This window comes from Pseudoduganella dura, assembly GCF_009727155.1.
Lineage (GTDB): Bacteria > Pseudomonadota > Gammaproteobacteria > Burkholderiales > Burkholderiaceae_D > Rugamonas > Rugamonas dura.
On sequence record NZ_WNWM01000002.1, the window covers coordinates 1,874,943 to 1,891,758 of the forward strand.

Below are 16,816 nucleotides of genomic sequence, written 5' to 3' on the forward strand. Positions count from 1 at the left end.
CTGCCACAAGATCCGATGCCACACCGGATCGCCGCCAGTCCTGCATCCTTAATGGATTGCCAATGTGATTGATGCTGGCCTGCCCAATTGGGACGGCGCCAGCTTTTGCTTCCTCAACGATGCAATCTCTGGCTGAATCCGGAAAACCGCCGCCTGTGCCGCCAGCTCGGCAGCTTGTTCATGCAACGATGCCGATGCAGCAAATGCTTCTTCAACCAAGGCAGCGTTTTGCTGGGTACCAGCGTCCATCTCCGAAACCGCGCGGTTGATCAATTCGATGCCCTGGGCCTGTTCGGTACTGGCATCGCTGATTTCCGTAACGATCCGTGTCACCGATTCGATATTGTCCACTACTTCATCCATTGTCCGGCCAGCCTCGGCGACCAAGGCGCTACCGGCGTCGACTTTTGCCAGCGAGTCTCCGATCAGTTCCTTGATCTCCTTCGCAGCGGCTGCCGAACGATGCGCCAGCGCCCTGACTTCCGATGCAACCACGGCGAAGCCACGTCCATTGTCACCTGCACGCGCAGCTTCCACTGCCGCATTCAAGGCGAGGATGTTGGTTTGAAACGCGATGCTGTCGATGGTGCTCGTGATCTCGGCGATCCGTCGTGCACTGCTGTCGATGGTACCCATGGTTGCCACAACCTTCCCTACGACAGCGCCGCCCCTGTTGGCGACGTCGCTGGCAAGCCTGGCCAGGCGACTCGCCTCACGTGCACCCTCACCATTCTGCTTTACCGTTGCAGTGAGCTCGTCCATTGCCGAGGCGGTTTCTTCGAGCGATGCGGCCTGCTGTTCGGTACGAACGGACAGATCGCGGTTACCATCTGCAATCTGTGCCGATGCCGCGGCAATCCCGTCTGTTCCATTGCGGACCTGGCCAACAATCGTTGCGAGTTTTTCAGACATCGTATTCAGGGACGACAACAGCCGGGCGAATTCGTTATTGCCACGTACTTCGGCGCGCGTGCTCAGATCTCCTTCTGCCACACGGCGTGCCACCGTAATGGCTTGATCGAGCGACCGGGTGACAGTGTTGGTCATGAACCGCCCCGCGATAATGCTCAGAATCAGGGCTGCCACCAGGCCTGCGCCCAACCACATCGTAGCGGAGTCAATGCGGGAATCGATGAGAAGACGATTCTTTTCGGCCCGTTCGTGCAGGTAGGCGGTGAGCGCTTTTGCATCCGCATCGCCGGCACGGTATGTCGGGTTGATCGTCCTGATGAGAATGGTCTGAGCCTCATCCCATTGACCGGCTCCGATGGCACGCGCTGCAGCAGAAGTACTTTCGGTACCAAGCTTGCCACTTGTCTCGAACCACTTGTCAGCAAGTACCTTCTCCTCCTCGGACGTGATGCCACTCCGGTAGGTCTCCCAGAGCTTGCGAATGTCGACGACGTTCCGGTCAATCACACCGTAGTGGATGTCGAGCGGGTGATCATGCATCGCCGCGTATTGGGTTCCGGGATTGTGCTGGAGGGCCTGCAGAACCTGGCTACGGCTTCCTTCCATGCGGAGACGAATTTTGTCTACTGTTGCCTGCGCCGTAACATCGGACAGGTGAATTTCCTGCAATGCATTCACTGCGTAGCGTGTCAGGCTGAGGCCCGACATGCCAACGGCAATTACCAGGGCAATGAGGGCACAGAGGGTACCGATCATCAGCGTTCGTACAGAGATTTTGTCAAGCATGGCGGGATCCAGGAAATGAGTAATTTGAGCAACCGGAAGCAATCTTGCATCACATATTGCCGTACGTCAACTCAATTTCGTCAAAATCGTCAAATTACGCAACGCTCTCGGGAGCGATCTGGCAAGCCCCACCAACAGGCCTCTGACTGGTTCACCGCAGCCAAACCGGTACTGTGGAGATACCATCCGGGTTCAGAGACTCCTTCGTGCAACTTAACCGGCTGTCGGCCGTACAGTACGATTCCAAGCGCCAGAACACTAAAGCTCTGCAATAATGGCAACTTTTTACCCATCACTTTTCCGACAATGAAGGTCAGAACGCACATCGCACTGCTTGTCGCAGCCATCCTGGTGCCTACGATCCTGTTCTCGGCAGCAGTGTTGAACGTATTGCTTACCGCCGAGCGCAAGGCGGCACTACGCAGCATGCAGGAATTGGCACGTGCCTCTGTCAATGTGATGGATCGTGAAATGACGTTTGCCATGGCTACTGCGCAGGCCTTGAGTACGTCACGAAACCTGCATGAGGGAAATTTTGAAGCGTTTTATGCCCAAGCGAAAACGACCAATTCAGATCGCGCCATCAGCGCCGCCCTCATCGATGAAACCGGCCAGCAGGTCTTCAATACCGTCCGTCCATTTGGAACACGCATACCCGCCCCCAATGCGGCAGCCAAGGCACGTGTCAAGAAAGTGATCGATGGCGGCCGGCCGGTCTTTAGCGACCTCATCAAGGGCAGCGCAACAGGAAAGTTCGTGGTCAGCGTTGAATATCCGGTCACCATCCATGATGGGCGACGTTTTGTCGTCAACGAATGGATGTTTTCCGAACACCTCAATGCACTCCTGCCAGCAAACGATATCCCGGCATCGTGGCTGATTTCCGTGTTCGACAAACGGGGCATCACCATTGCGCGCAATATCAACCCGGACAAATTCGTCGGCAAACCTCCAAGGCCCGAAAGGCTGCGCACCATCCTTGCCGGATTCGAAGGGCTTTCGCGAGCCTATACCCGTGACGGTATCGAGATGCATGGCGCCTGGGAGCGTTCTTCCATCACAGGATGGTCGGTTGGCGTAGGTGTGCCGGTATCCGAGATCGAAAAAATCGCCGTGCATTCCGTTGCACTGACAGCAGGTGGATTTCTCATTACGATACTTCTGGCCGTTGCAGGCGCCATGCTGTTCAGCCGAAGGCTGATCAGTGCGATAGATCAGGCATCCGCTTCGGCCGAGGCATTACCGGCATATCGTATTCCTCCTGTCGCAGACCTCCGTGTCGAAGAGATGAACCGGCTGCAAATGGCACTGCATCGTGCGGGGCACCTGCTTGTGGCCGGCGAAGCAACCAGACAACGGAGCCTGGAAGAAGCAAAGAATGCTCGTATCCATGCAGAACAGGCACAAAAAATTGCCGAGGACCAGAATCGGGCGAAAGACGAATTCCTGGCGATGCTGGGGCACGAACTACGTAATCCATTGGCGGCAATCGCATCGGGCGTCACATTGCTCAACATGCCTGACATCGGGAGCGAACGCTTCTCAAAAGTAAAAGCCATCATACAGCGACAGACCCGGCATTTGAGCCATCTGGTCGACGAGCTGCTTGACGCTCATCGCATTCTCAGCGGCAAAATCAGGCTCGCAAAAAGTCCAACCGATCTGAAGGTTGTCGTTGAATCCTGCCTGGCATCGCTTGAAGCCCGCGGCGCGACCAGGACACATGAAGTGAGCGTTTTCGCGTCCTCCGCTGTGGTCCAGGCCGATCCCACGCGCCTGGAGCAGATGATCTGTAATCTGCTCGACAACGCGCTGAAATACACTCCGGAAGGGGGATCCATTACTTTAAGGGTCCTGGCGAAAGGCGAGGACGCGATTGTGGAAGTGACCGACAGCGGCATCGGCCTGTCACCGGAGCTGCTGGACAAAGCCTTTGATGTGTTTGTGCAAGGCAAAGTGATCAATCGAGCGAAAGGCGGCCTGGGGATCGGACTGGCGGTCGTCAATTCGCTTGCCAAACTGCATGGAGCAGAGCTGACGGCATACAGCGCAGGAATCAACCAGGGCAGCACGTTTACGTTACGTTTCCCGCTCGCCGCCGCCGACCCTGCAGCGTTACCGCAGCGAACAGCAGGAGCGGCAGGTACCGCCCGGGTGCTTATCATCGAAGACAACCGCGACGTAAGAGAAATGACGTCACTGATTCTTTGCGAACTCGGGTTCGCGGTTCATACCGCAGTCGATGGCGAAAGCGGTCTCCAGGCAGCATCGACAATCCTGCCCGACGTCGCATTGGTTGACATCGACCTTCCCGGCATATCCGGGTATGAAGTTGCTGAAAAATTGAAGAGCGACTGCGCGACAGAAGGGATCAAGCTTATTGCCGTGACCGGGTATGGGCAGGCTACGGATCAGCAAAAAGCACGCGATGCCGGCTTTGAAATGCATTTGACAAAGCCCGTACCCATCGAAGAACTTGCGGACGCGATTGCATATGTGACCCGGCAGGAGCCCGACCCCAGATAGCCAGTCCGCTCATATTAACGAAGCGCTGATTCAATGCTCGTGGATGAGATTGGTGCCGAAAGGGACGGGCAACACGTGAACGCAACCCGGAAATTCGTTCAATCCGTCGAGCTGTGCGCATGGCAAGGAAACCCTTGTATCTCGCTACGGTGTGACAGCCTGCATGTAGCGGCCCACACGATAGAACCGTGTTTGCAGAAAAAGCACAACCGTCCTATTATTATGTTCATAAATAAAATACAACGTTGTCACTTTCATTCGGGAATCCGCACTTCGCACTGCCGGCTACCGGGCAAACCAACTCATCAACCTGAGGCAACTATTGCATCCCATACCCTACACCCCCGATATCGAAGCCATCGCCGAAGACGAAGCCACCCTCGCCAATGACATCCTGGAGCAGATGGCAGCCTCCTCCCGCTGCGCCTTCGAACGCCACCGCCACGCGATCCGCGACGCCCATGCGAAGTCGAACGGCGTGCTCAAAGGCGAACTCGTCGTTCACCCCAACCTCCCTCCGGAACTCCGGCAAGGCATCTTCGCCACGCCACGCACGTACCAGGTCGTGGCCCGCTTGTCCTCCGCACCCAGCGACATCCACTCCGACAAGATCCCGGCGCCGCGCGGCTTTGCGGTCAAGATCATGGGCGTCGATGGCGAACGCCTGACGCCGGAGCTCGGCGGCGCCAACCAGGATTTCCTGATGGTGAATTTCCCGGCCCTGGCATTCGGCACGATCGCCAAGTACAAGACGATGCTGTCGCTGCTGGAGGCCAATGCCCACGCGCCGGATACGCTGCAGCGCCTGGTCGCGGGCACCGCGCACGGCGCCAAGGGGTTGCTCGAAGCGGTGGGCGGCACGGCCGGCGCCACGCTCGACGGGCTGGCGCGCGACAACCACCATCCGCTCGGCGAGACCTATCACACGCAGGCGGCGATCCGTTTCGGTAGCCATGTCGCCAAGCTGGCATTGCGCCCGGTGTCGGACGGCGTGCGCAGCCTGACCGGAAAGGATGTGCCGGACGTTGGCTACGCGACGATGCGCGACGTGATCTCGGAACACTTCGCGCGGCAGGGTGCGGAGTACGAACTGGCGGCGCAGCTGTGCGTCGATCTCGAACGGATGCCGGTCGAGGATGCCGCCATCGCCTGGCCGGAAGAGCTGTCCCCACACCGGCCGATCGCCACGCTGCGCTTCCCGCCGCAAGCGAGTGCGAGTCCGGCGCGGCAGGTGTATGGCGACGACACGCTCTCGTTCAACCCGTGGAACGCTGTCGAAGCGCATCGCCCGCTGGGCGGCATCATGCGCATCCGGCGCGCCGCCTACGAACGCTCCAGCGCCTTCCGCCATGCGATGAATGCGCGGCCTCGCATCGAGCCCTCCCGGCACTCCGACATCCCCGATTAAGGCCTCCCATGACCGACGAACGTAAAAACAAAAGTACCGACAAAACCACCGACCCGCGCCTGGACGATGAAACCACGCTGCAGGCGATCCGCCGCAGGATCGACGCCGTGGCGCACGATGCGCCGCACCTTGCGAAGATCGCGCTCGAAGCGATGGTGCGCAAGCATAATCCCGACCTGAAAGGCAGCGCCGATTCGGCCGGGCGCGTCGGCAGACAGTCCGGCAACGTGTCGGAACTGACGGCGATCGCGCCGCTTAAGCCTGGCGGCGCGGAGCGCCTGCGCCGCATCTTCGATCTCACCAACGGCAACATGGATGGCGCGCAGCGCGTGTCCACGCTGCACGACATGCGCTTTGTCTTCTTCGACAACGATACGCGCATCCTGTTCGCCACGACCTACGACGGCGATTGGGATAGCTACATCAACGACTTCGCCACCAAGATTCCGGAACTGATGGATCTGCTGTTCGCGAATATCGAAGGGTGGCCGGGCATCGACAGCCCCGCGGTCAAGGATTTCATCGCCGCGCACCAGATCGATGCGGCGGGCTGGTTCGTCGCCAATCCGCAGGTCACCGTCGTCGACACGCGGCGCTTCCAGCGGATGGACAAGGCGCTGGCCGTCTTCCTGGACGCGATGGCCGCCAATCCGCCGCGCGATGAAGCGACGCGCCAGGCGCTCGAAAAGCTGGGCGCGGCGCTGTCGCAGCCGGAAGGAGTGGATTACTGATGAGCATGCTGAGCGATTTCACGGCGCGCCTGCGGCGCGAACACGTCACGCTGGCCCTGGATGACATCCAGGCGCTGATCCTGCGCTCGCGCCCGGAACCGTATGTGGGCATCCATGCGATGCTGCATATCGACGATGCCGCGGGAGGGCGCGATCTGCTTGGCCGGATTGCCGCGCATATTCCTTCCGCGGCCGGCTGGACCGACGAACGCGAAGCCTGGATGGGCATCGCGCTCAGCTTCGAGGGCCTGAAGGCGCTCGAAGTGCCCGAGGCGTCGCTGGCCAGCTTTCCCCTGCCCTTCCAGCAAGGCATGGCGCGGCGCGCGGAACAGCTGCGCGACGTCGGCGAAAACGCACCCGAGCACTGGGACGAGGCATTCCGGCCCGGCACCTGCCATGTCGCGCTGACGATCTATGCCCGCGACGATGCCGCGCTCGAAGTAGCGCTGGCCAGGGCGATGACCGAGCTCGAACGATCGCACGGCGTTACGCTGGTCGGCAGGCATGCGTTCGGGGCCGATGCCGATGCGAAGAACCCCTTCGGCTTCCGCGACTCGATCTCGCAACCGGCGATCGCCGGCAGCGGCGTGGCGCCGCTGCCGGGACAGGAGCGGTCGATCGCCGCCGGCGAGTTCATCCTGGGCGAGAACAGCGAAACCGGCGCGCCGGTCGCCATGCCCGATCCGCTGGAGCTGGGCAGGAACGGCTCTTTCGTCGTGCTGCGCAAATATGAGAGCCGGGCCGGGGCGTTCAACGACTTCGTTCGCGCGCATGCGGACGGCGAGGCCGGCGAGGAATTATTGGCGGCCAAGATGGTCGGCCGCTGGCGCAGCGGCGCGCCATTGCCCCTGGCGCCCGACCACGACGACGCGGCGCTCGGCGCCGACCCGGCGCGCAACAACGGCTTCGATTTTTCGCGGGATCCGCGCGGCCTGGCCTGCCCGCATGCCGCGCACATGCGCCGGCTGAACCCGCGCGACAGCCATCTCACCATCCTGACCGATGTCAATATCCACCGGATCATCCGGCGTTCTTCCACCTTCGGGCCCAAATGGCGCCGCGACCTGACCGCCAGCGACGATGCCGCGCAGGAGCGCGGCATCTTCTTCATCTTCATCAGCGCGCGCGCCTACGACACGATCGAGTTTTTCCAGCAGGAGTGGATCAATCGCGGCAATTTCATCGACCTGGCCGAAGAGCGCGACCCCATCGTGGGGCTGCACGAAACGGCAGGCAGCTTCACGATGCCGCAAAGCCCCGTGCGGCGCCGGGTCGACGGCATCACCACGTTCAACCGGCTGCGGGGCGGCGAATACCTGTTCATGCCGTCGCTGACCGCCCTGCGCTGGATTGCCGGCGCCGCTTGGCGATAATGCGCGGCGACGGGGTCTTCTACCCCGCCACCGCCACCTTCAGCGGCGGCGCCGCCAGCGGCGAGGCGATGCCGCTGCCGCGCACCGAGGCCGCCTGCCCGTCGAACTGGTAACCGCATGCATCGTGCACCTCCCAGGCGCCATCGCCCAGCAAATGCAGCACGTGGGTATGGTGGCGCAGCACCGCGGGGCGGTGGGCGATGCTGATCAGGGTCGTGCCGCTGTCGCGCAGGCGCGCATACAGCGACGCTTCGTTGCCGCTGTCGAGGGCGCTGGTCGCTTCGTCGAGGATGACGATGCTCGGCCCGTGCACCAGCACGCGGCCGAAAGCCAGGCGCTGCTGCTCGCCGACGGACAATTTCTTTTCCCAATCCTGCACGGCATCGAGGCCGCCGACGCGCTCGGCCAGCCGCGGCAGGTGAACCTGTTCCAGGATTTCCAGCAACTGTTCGTCGCTCAGGCTTGACGTGGTGCTGGGGTAGATGAGCTGGCTGCGCAGCGTGCCCGACTGCAGATAGGGCTGCTGGGGCAGGAAGAAGAAATCTTCCTGCGGCGGATGGTGGATCACCCCGCTGCCCGTGTGCCACAAGCCCGCGATGGCCCGCAACAGCGAGCTCTTGCCGCAACCGCTGTCGCCGGTGATGAGCAGGGCGTCGCCCGGCTTCAGTACCAGCGTCAGGTCCTTGATGAGCACCCGTTCGGATTGCGGCGGATGCAGCGTCAGGGCCTCCAGTGCGAGATGCTTGCCGGGACGGGTCTGGATGCGCGGGTGCCTGTCGGCCACCGCGGTCTTCGGTTCCGCATCGGGCAGCATCAGCGCGGACAAGGCCTGCAGGCGGCCGATGCCCGCCACGAAGCGGCTCAGGCTTTCGAAATTGTCGACGATGATGCCCACGGCGGCGAGCACGGCGGTAAATGCGCCGGCCGCCTGGATTGCCCGCCCCACTTCCAGCTCCCCCGACAGCACGCCCTTGGCCAGGATGATGAACGGCAGCACCAGCGTGAGCTGGCTGAAGGTGCGCTGGAACAGGTTGAGGGAACGCTGCTTCTTGATCAGCCTGGAAAAATTATGGATGACCTTGTCGAACTTGCTGTCGATGTGGGCGCGCTCCTGGGCTTCGCCGCGGTAGAAGGCGATCGATTCGGCATTTTCGCGCAGGCGCATGAGGCTGAAGCGGAAATCCGCCTCGCGCCGCAGCTGCCAGAAATTGAGCTGGATCAGCGGGGTGCCGAACACATAGAGCGCCACGACGGTGCCCACCAGCGCATACACCGCCAGCACGCCCACCAGCAGGTGCGAAATCGACCACAGCACGGCGCTGAACGCCACCAGCTGCATGATCGAACCCAGGAAGATCAGCAGGAAATGGGTGGACCGCCCGGTGAACGTGTTGATGTCCTCGCTGATGCGCTGGTCCGGGTTGTCGATCTCGCTGTCCGAACCGAGCTCGTAGTACTTGCGCCCCTTCAGGTAGCCATCGAGGAAGCGGCTGGTGAGCCAGCGCCGCCACTGGTTGGCGAACAGGTCGCGCATGTAGTAGTAAAACGCGTAGATCGGCACCGCGAACGCCAGGATGAACAGGCAGGTGTGCACCGATGTCCAGAAGCGGTCGCCATTCTTGCCCGCCAGCGCCGACGTCATTTCGCCGGCCTGGTTGTTCAGCATGACCGCCAGCTGGGTCTCGACCAGCATCAGCACGATCAGGAGCAGCAGCAGGAACCAGGCCTTCTTTTTTTCTTCCTCCTGCCAGTAGGGTTTCGCCACGCTGACGAATTGTTTCCATGCCGCAAGCGACAAGGGCGCCGGGCGGCGTCTTTTCTTTGGTACCGGCGAAGCCTCGTCAGTTGCAGCGTCGGTGTTCGGGGAGGCAGGGGTGCTCATTTTCGGTAATTCCATTAAACGTCCAGGGTTCGAACTCGCCGGCTCGATGCTCAAGCATACGACCTGGCACGCACCCGTTCAGTGCGGAAACAGACATAGTGACTATTACGCCGGAAGGGACGGGGAGAACGGGCAAGTGCCGATGCGGGTTGCCATGGGACCACGCTCCAGGGCACCGTCGGCCTTAGAATGGGCAGTACAGCACGGACAACAACGACATGGAGACAACATGCACCAAAGCCTGAGCTATGTACACGGAGCGCACGACGTTCCGCTCATCGGTGAAACGATCGGCCCCTTCCTCGCCGGCATCGCGCAACGCCATGGCGACAACGAAGCGCTCGTGGTGCCGCACCAGGGCGTGCGCTGGACTTATACGGAAATGAACGCGCGGGTCACCAGCCTGGCGGCCGGCCTGCTCGGGCTGGGGTTGCGGCCCGGCGACCGGGTCGGCATCTGGTCGCAGAACTGCGCCGAATGGGTGCTGGTGCAGTTCGCCACCGCGCGCGCCGGCCTGATCATGGTGAACATCAACCCGGCCTACCGGCGCGCCGAACTGGAATACGTGCTCGACAAGGTGCAGTGCGCGGCGCTGATTCTCGCCCCGGCATTCAAGTCGAGCGACTACCTCGCGATCGCCGACGACGTGGTGCCCGAACTCCGGCAGAGCCCGCCCGGCAAGCTGCGGTCGGCGCGGTTGCCGCACTTGCGGCACGTGATCCGGCTGGGCGCCGGCAAGACCCCGGGGATGCTGAACTTCGACGACCTGCTTGCGCCACCCTGCGCGGAAAGGCTAGCCGACCTGGCCGCCATCGAGGCCGCCCTGCAGTTCGACGACCCGGTAAACATCCAGTTCACTTCCGGCACGACCGGGTCCCCGAAAGGCGCCACGCTCACGCACCACAACATCCTGAACAACGGCTTCTTCATCGGCGAGGCGATGCGGCTCACGGACCGCGACCGGCTGTGCATTCCGGTGCCGCTGTACCACTGCTTCGGCATGGTGCTCGGCAATCTCGCCTGCGTGACGCATGGCGCCACCATGGTGTTCCCTGGCGAGAGCTTCGAGCCGAAGGCGGTGCTGGAAACGGTGCAGGCGGAACGGTGCACGGGCCTGCACGGCGTGCCGACCATGTTCATCAGCCTGCTGGACCATCCCGACTTCGGCAGCTACGACCTGGCGACACTGCGCACCGGCATCATGGCCGGCTCGCCCTGCCCCGCCGAAGTGATGGGTCGCGTGATCGACAGGATGCACCTGGCCGAGATCACCATCGCCTATGGCATGACGGAAACGTCGCCGGTGAGTTTCCAGAGCTCGGTGGACGATCCGGTGGCGCTGCGCGTGGCCACGATCGGCCGCGTGCACCCGCACCTGGAAGTGAAGATCGTCGACGCGGACGGCCGCATCGTGCCGCGCGGCGTCAAGGGCGAGCTGCTCACGCGCGGCTACTCGGTCATGCTCGGCTACTGGGGCGACGAGGAAAAGACCCGCGAGACGATCGACGCGGCGCGCTGGATGCACACGGGCGACCTGGCCGTCATCGACGAGGCGGGCTTCGCGGCCATTGTCGGCCGCGCCAAGGACATGGTGATACGGGGCGGCGAGAACATCTATCCGCGCGAGATCGAGGAATTCCTGTACCGGCACCCGAAAGTGCTCGACGTGCAGTGCGTGGGCGTGCCGGACCCGAAGTATGGCGAGGAACTGTGCGCCTGCGTCGTGCTGCGGCCCGGAACCGAAGCGAACGAGGACGAGATCCGCGACTTCTGCCGGGGGCAGATTGCGCACTACAAGGTGCCCCGCTACGTTCGCTTCGTGCCCGGCTTCCCGATGACGGTGACGGGAAAGATCCAGAAATACCTGCTGCGCCAGCAGGTGACAACGGACCTCGGCCTGGCGGATTGAAAACGGGACAGGGCATGGGCCCTGCCTCCGGCTTACTTCGCTTCGCCCGGCGTCAGCGCCTGCACCCCGGCCGACACGTAGACCAGCGGCGCATTCCAGTTGATCGCCACCTCGTTGCTGGCATACGAGCACGCGTGGTCGAGGTACGACCTGGCCGGCAGCGGCGACGGGTACGGCGCCGGGCAATCCTTCTTGTCCTGCTGCCCGGGCTGCGGCCCGCCGGCGATCCAGCCCGGCACCGGCGCCGCGATGCCGTCGGCTTCCGATGGCCGGTGGTGCGGGTGCAGCGGCGACCTGGCGCCGTAGCCGGTCACGAACGACATGCCCAGCGCGTTACGCCCCAGCACATGGTCCAGGCCCGCCTGCGCCGCATCGAGGTATTCGCGCTTGCCGGTGAGCCGGTAGCCGTGCAGCAGCACCATCGACTGGTTCAGCGCCACGGCGCTGCTGCCCCACACATAGTCGGCCGGCTGCATCGCGATGCCGTACGCCGACTTCTTCCAGGCCGCGGCCAGGCTGGCGGACAGCGTGTCGATCCGGCTGGCGATCAGCGCCCCGTCCGCCGCCGCGCCGAGACTCTTGCGGTGACGTGCCAGCGACATCCACGCCAGGCCTCGCACTTCGGCCCACGACGGCACCGTCGCCTGCAGCGCCGGCGCGTTCATCGCCTTGTAGAAGGCGGCGTCGCCGGTGGTGATGAACAGCTCGGCCGCGGCCCAGGCGAATTCGTCGCTCGCGTCGTTGTCGCCGTATTCGCCGGTCGCCACGTCCTTCGGCTGCCGGTAATATTGCTTCGGATGCGCCTGCGCCCACCGCCATGCCGCCTGCGACGCCGCCAGCATGCGCGCCGGCATGCCGGGCAGCTGCTGTTCGTACGGGGCGAACACGCGGCTGGCGGTGGCCATCACCGCGGCGAAATCGAGCGCGGCGGCCGTGGTCTTCTGCACCACGTAGCGCGGCTGCGTGGCCCGGTCCGGCATCACCATGCCGTCGAAGCCCAGGTTGGTCAGCTTGTGATACACGCCGCCGTCCGCCGGGTCCTGCATCGTGAGCATCCACTCCAGGTTCCACAACGCCTCGTCGAGCAGGTCCGGCAGGCGGTTGCCGCTTTCGGGAATGTTCAGTGCCTGCGCCCGGAACAGATCGGGGAAATCTTCGAACGCGGCCAGCAGCGTGTACGTGGAAATGCCGGAGTTGACGATGTACTTGTTGTAGTCGCCCGCGTCATACCAGCCCTTGGGACTGGCGATGACGGTACCGGCCGGCCGGCCCGGCGAGGCGGCCGAGGCATGGACCAGCACGCGCGTATCCGGATGTCCCGCCGCCCTGGCGAACACCCCGGCATGCCGTTCGTCCAGCGCCATGCCCGCGCGGTTGAAATAGAACGCCTTGATCGACGCGGCGTTCACCGCCTGCAGGACGGCCGGGCCGATGTGGAACGGCGGCGAATCGGGCAGGCCGGCCACCCTTGCCTGGTAGCGGCCCGGCGTTGCCAGCTGCGTGAACGTGGCCAGCCGCACCCTGTCGCCGGCCTCCGGCGCCGCTGTTGCCGGCGCCAGGGTACCGGTTTGCACCACGGTATCGGTGCCGGCCTTGACGATGGCGAAGGTGCGCGCTTCGCCTTCCGGTACCACGGCGACCTTGGCGGCGCCCGGCATGAAACCGAGCTGGTTGACGTGGATGGCGGCCGTGGCCGGCTGCGCTGCCCAGGCGGGAGCGGCGATGCAGGCCAGTGGAACCAGCGGTACCAGCGGTACCAGCAGCGGTACCAGCAATGCCGGAAGTCCGCCGGGACGGCGGTTGGTCAGTGTGTCGTGTCTCAATGTTTCATTCCTTCGCGATGCGCCATGATGAAATCGTTTTCACTGCATGGTCGCGCACTTTCGAAAGAAGAGCAACAGGATTGCGGCCCCCACGCCTGCCAATCGCAGGCGCCGGAGGCTACTGATCGTAACCGCACTTTCGAAAGAAGAGCAACAGGATTGCGGCCCCCTCGTCTGCCAATCGCAGGCGCCGGCGGCTACTGGTCGTAACCGCACTTTCGAAAGAAGAGCAACAGTATTGCGGCCCCCACGTCTGCCAATCGCAGGCGCCGGCGGCTACTGGTCGTAACTATGGAAGAACGGCTGGTAGACGTCCCGTGCCGGCTCCGGCTTGCCGAACCACCGCGCCAGCGCCGCCGGCCACTGCTCCCCCACCGGCACCAGCGTGAACGTGCCGGCGATACGCGGCGTGGTTTCCGCGGGATGGGCCAGCTCGGGCGTGGTGCCCTTGTTGCCCAGGCTGCCGATGATCGCGTTATGACTGAGCAGCGTGCGCTCGCCGTCGCGCTCCACGGCCACGTCGCCGGGCGCCATGGACAGGGCGAAACCGCGCCCGCGCGCGCCCGTCAACAGCGCCAGTTCCGTGCCGCGCCGGTTGCCCTGGAAGCGCAGGTCGGCACGGTTCAGGTGGAATACGCCGAACTCGTTCAGCACGTCCTTGCCCGGATAGCCGGCATGGGGGCCCTGGCCGATCCAGCGGAACTCGCCGGTGCCGGCCGGCGCCACGACGGAGAGCCCCGCTTCCGACAGCAGCCCCGATGCATTCACGGGCGCGAACGAGTAGCTGACGGCAATGGCGCCGTTGCGCCCGATCTCCAGCCGGTAGCCGCCCTGCAGGCCTTCCTTGTCCCGGGGCCGGTCAACTGCCTGCGAAGGCGCCGGGGCGGCACCTTGCACCAGGTCGTCGAACCGCTGCGGCGCGCCCGCCGGCGCATCCGGCTGCAGCTTCGCATCGAAGGGCAGCGGATAGCGGCCGGACACCGCCACCACGACGTTCCCGTCGTGCCGTTCGACCTTCACCTGCGCATTTTCCAGCCGGGTCAGCATGGAAGGCAGCCACAACCCCGATTGCTTCGCCCGCAGCGCTTCCGCCATCAACGGCTTGCGCCCGCTGTGCGGATGGATGCCGTCCACCAGCACATTGCCGGCGCGATCGCGGATCGTCGCCTGCCCGGAAGCGCGCTGCACCGCCAGCGTCCACCCCGGCAGCGTCACCGTCACCTGCGCCGCGCTTTCGCGCACCACCGGCACGCCCTGCGCCGGCAGCTTGCTTGTCCACCGGTCGCGCGCGGCACCGGGCAGTTCCAGCGCCACGGCGCGCTCGCTGACCTGCATGCCGTTTTCGTCCACGGCCCGCACGTCCAGCGCCAGCACATCGTCACCCGCGCCGGCGGGGATGTCCACGGGGATGCGCACCGTTTCACTGCCGTGCGCCGCCGCCGTCAGCGCGGTGCTGCCCTGCCCGATCTCGCCGCCGTTGCGCAGCAGCGACCAGGACAGCCGCATGCCGCCGAGCGAACGGAAGTCGTGGCGGTTTTCCACCGTCAGCGCGATGTCCTGCCGCCCGGGCACCACCTTCGCGCTACGCTCGGTGAACCGCACCGGCGCATACACCTTGCGCATCTGCCAGTAGTCCGCCTGCGGCGTGCGGTCGGCGTAGGTCACGCCGTCGGTACCGTCCAGCCCGTGGGTATCGTAGAACCGGTGCGCGTCGAGCCAGGCCTGCCGCGTGGGCTTCGACGGGTCCACCGGCTCGGCACTGGTGCGCAGGATGCCCTGGTCCATGAAGTGCCAGACCGCGCCGCCGGCGAACACCGGGTGCCGCTGGATCAGTTCCCACTGCTCCTGCAGCCGGTCCGTGGCCAGGCCGAGCGCATGCGCATACTCGGTGAAGATGGTCGGCCGGGTCAACGTGCGCGCATACTCGGCCACCTTGGCATTGGCCGGATAATGCGGCGCGTGGATATCGACCCACTCGGGAATCTTGCCGTAATTGGCGGCGAAATAGCTGCCGATCTTCGGATACGTGACCGGGCGCGAAGGATCGAGCCGCTTTGCCAGGCGCCCCGCTTCCAGTTCCGCGTCGTTGACGGGGTTCTCGTTGCCGATGCTCCAGACCAGCACCGAGGCGCGGTTCCGGTCGCGCGCGATCGTGGGTTCCACGCGCGCCAGGATGTTCTCGCGGTATTCCGGCTTGTCCAGGTTCTTTTCGCCATGGCCGATCGACACCTCGTCCATCACGTAGAAGCCCATCTCGTCGCACAGTTCCAGCAGGCGCGCGTCCGGCGGGTAGTGCGACGTGCGGACGAAATTCACGTTCCCCTTCTTCATCAGCGCCAGGTCGGCGCGCATCCGCGCTTCGCCGATCGCCCGGCCCCGCACGGGATCGAGGTCATGGTGGTTCACGCCGCGCAGCTTGACGGGCCGGCCGTTCAGCAGCAGCACCTGGCCGGCGATCGTCACCTCGCGCAGGCCGATCCGTTCTTCGACCTCCTGCACCACCTTGCCGCCGGTGGACACGGTCAGCCGCAGCCGGTACAGCGACGGCGTCTCGGCCGTCCATAGTTTCGGCTGCTCGACACGGATCTTGCCGGCATGCCGCGACTCGCCACCGCGCGGCAGCACGACGTCGCCCGCTTCGCTGCCGTCGGGCGCCAGCAGCCGGGCGCGCACTTCGCCGCCGGCCCCGCCCAGCGCCACGTCCACGGACAATTCCGCCGCGCCGTCCGCCAGCAGCTTCGTGGCGGTGGCCAGGTCCCGCACGTGCGTGGCCGGCACCGAGAACAGCGTCACGTCGCGGTAGATGCCCGACAGCGACCAGTCGTCGTTCAGGTCGAACTCGTAGCCGTGCGGCCTGGTGACTACCTTCACGGCCAGCACGTTGTCGGCTTCCGGTTCGAGCATGTCGGTAACGTCGAACGTGTGCCGGTTGAAGGCGCTGGCGGACGACTGGCCGGCCTTTTTCCCGTTGACCCAGACCTCGTAGCCGAACGCCACGCCCTCGAAGCGCAGGAAGGCCCGCCGGCCCTGCCAGCCGGCCGGCATGCGGAAGGTGCGGCGGTACAGGCCCGTGCCTTCCTTCAGGTCGTCGCCATACGACGGTTCGGCGAATCCCTGCAGTTCCCAGTTCGACGGTACGGCGATGGTCTGCCACGCCGCGGCATCGAACTGGCGCGCCTTGAAGCCGGCGTCGGTGCCGGCGTCGGTGCCGGCCGCGGCGCCGGGCAGGTACCGGAACGACCAGTCGCCGTTCAGGGAGCGCGAGAACGCCCGGTCGCTGGCGGGATACGCCTCGGCGGCGCACACGGCGCCGGCGGCGAAGGCGGCGGTGAGCGCTACTGCAGGAAGGAGCTTGGGAATGATCATGGGTAGGCAGTCGAATGGATGGTCGCACCTTGCCGGCAAACGCAAGTCCGTCAGGCGGAAGTGGCCGAAGAATCGGGCCGCCAGCGTCCTGGCCGGGTCC

The 16,816-nt window shown here is 64.4% G+C and carries 9 protein-coding genes; 5 read left to right on the plus strand and 4 right to left on the minus strand.

The window, feature by feature from the left end:
* Positions 1-48: 48 nt before the first annotated feature.
* Positions 49-1,698 (minus strand): methyl-accepting chemotaxis protein, encoded by a 1,650-nt coding sequence (locus GJV26_RS30545; protein ID WP_155708403.1) that lies wholly within the window; start codon positions 1,696-1,698, stop codon positions 49-51.
* A gap of 351 nt (positions 1,699-2,049) precedes the next feature.
* Between GJV26_RS30545 and GJV26_RS30675 the strand changes: the two genes are divergently transcribed.
* The 4 genes from GJV26_RS30675 (at position 2,050) to GJV26_RS08280 (ending at position 7,736) form a co-directional block, all read left to right on the plus strand.
* The gene (locus tag GJV26_RS30675; protein ID WP_173346169.1) at positions 2,050-4,224 is read left to right on the plus strand and encodes a hybrid sensor histidine kinase/response regulator; all 2,175 of its coding nucleotides are present in this window, start codon (positions 2,050-2,052) and stop codon (positions 4,222-4,224) included.
* Between the two features lie 322 nt (positions 4,225-4,546).
* The gene (locus GJV26_RS08270; RefSeq protein WP_173346170.1) at positions 4,547-5,632 is read left to right on the plus strand and encodes a catalase family protein; all 1,086 of its coding nucleotides are present in this window, start codon (positions 4,547-4,549) and stop codon (positions 5,630-5,632) included.
* An 8-nt stretch (positions 5,633-5,640) separates the two neighbouring features.
* The gene (locus GJV26_RS08275) at positions 5,641-6,363 is read left to right on the plus strand and encodes a hypothetical protein (protein ID WP_155708405.1); all 723 of its coding nucleotides are present in this window, start codon (positions 5,641-5,643) and stop codon (positions 6,361-6,363) included.
* On the plus strand, positions 6,363-7,736 hold the full coding sequence (locus tag GJV26_RS08280; RefSeq protein ID WP_155708406.1) for a Dyp-type peroxidase: 1,374 nt from the start codon (positions 6,363-6,365) through the stop codon (positions 7,734-7,736). The genes GJV26_RS08275 and GJV26_RS08280 overlap by 1 nt, the downstream gene beginning before the upstream one ends.
* Positions 7,737-7,755: 19 nt before the next feature.
* Here the strand turns inward: GJV26_RS08280 and GJV26_RS08285 are convergent, their stop codons facing one another.
* Positions 7,756-9,501 (minus strand): ABC transporter ATP-binding protein/permease, encoded by a 1,746-nt coding sequence (locus GJV26_RS08285; RefSeq protein ID WP_371866449.1) that lies wholly within the window; start codon positions 9,499-9,501, stop codon positions 7,756-7,758.
* Between the two features lie 346 nt (positions 9,502-9,847).
* Between GJV26_RS08285 and GJV26_RS08290 the strand changes: the two genes are divergently transcribed.
* Positions 9,848-11,527 (plus strand): AMP-binding protein, encoded by a 1,680-nt coding sequence (locus tag GJV26_RS08290; RefSeq protein WP_155708408.1) that lies wholly within the window; start codon positions 9,848-9,850, stop codon positions 11,525-11,527.
* A 32-nt stretch (positions 11,528-11,559) separates the two neighbouring features.
* On the opposite strand, the gene GJV26_RS08295 is transcribed toward GJV26_RS08290, so the two are convergent.
* Both GJV26_RS08295 and GJV26_RS08300 read right to left on the minus strand, forming a co-directional pair.
* Positions 11,560-13,350 carry a glycoside hydrolase family 9 protein gene (locus GJV26_RS08295; protein ID WP_229419222.1) on the minus strand — a complete coding sequence of 597 codons (1,791 nt, stop codon included), beginning with the start codon at positions 13,348-13,350 and terminating at the stop codon, positions 11,560-11,562.
* Positions 13,351-13,626: 276 nt separating this feature from the next.
* On the minus strand, positions 13,627-16,716 hold the full coding sequence (locus GJV26_RS08300) for a glycoside hydrolase family 2 TIM barrel-domain containing protein (RefSeq protein WP_173346171.1): 3,090 nt from the start codon (positions 16,714-16,716) through the stop codon (positions 13,627-13,629).
* Positions 16,717-16,816: the final 100 nt, after the last annotated feature.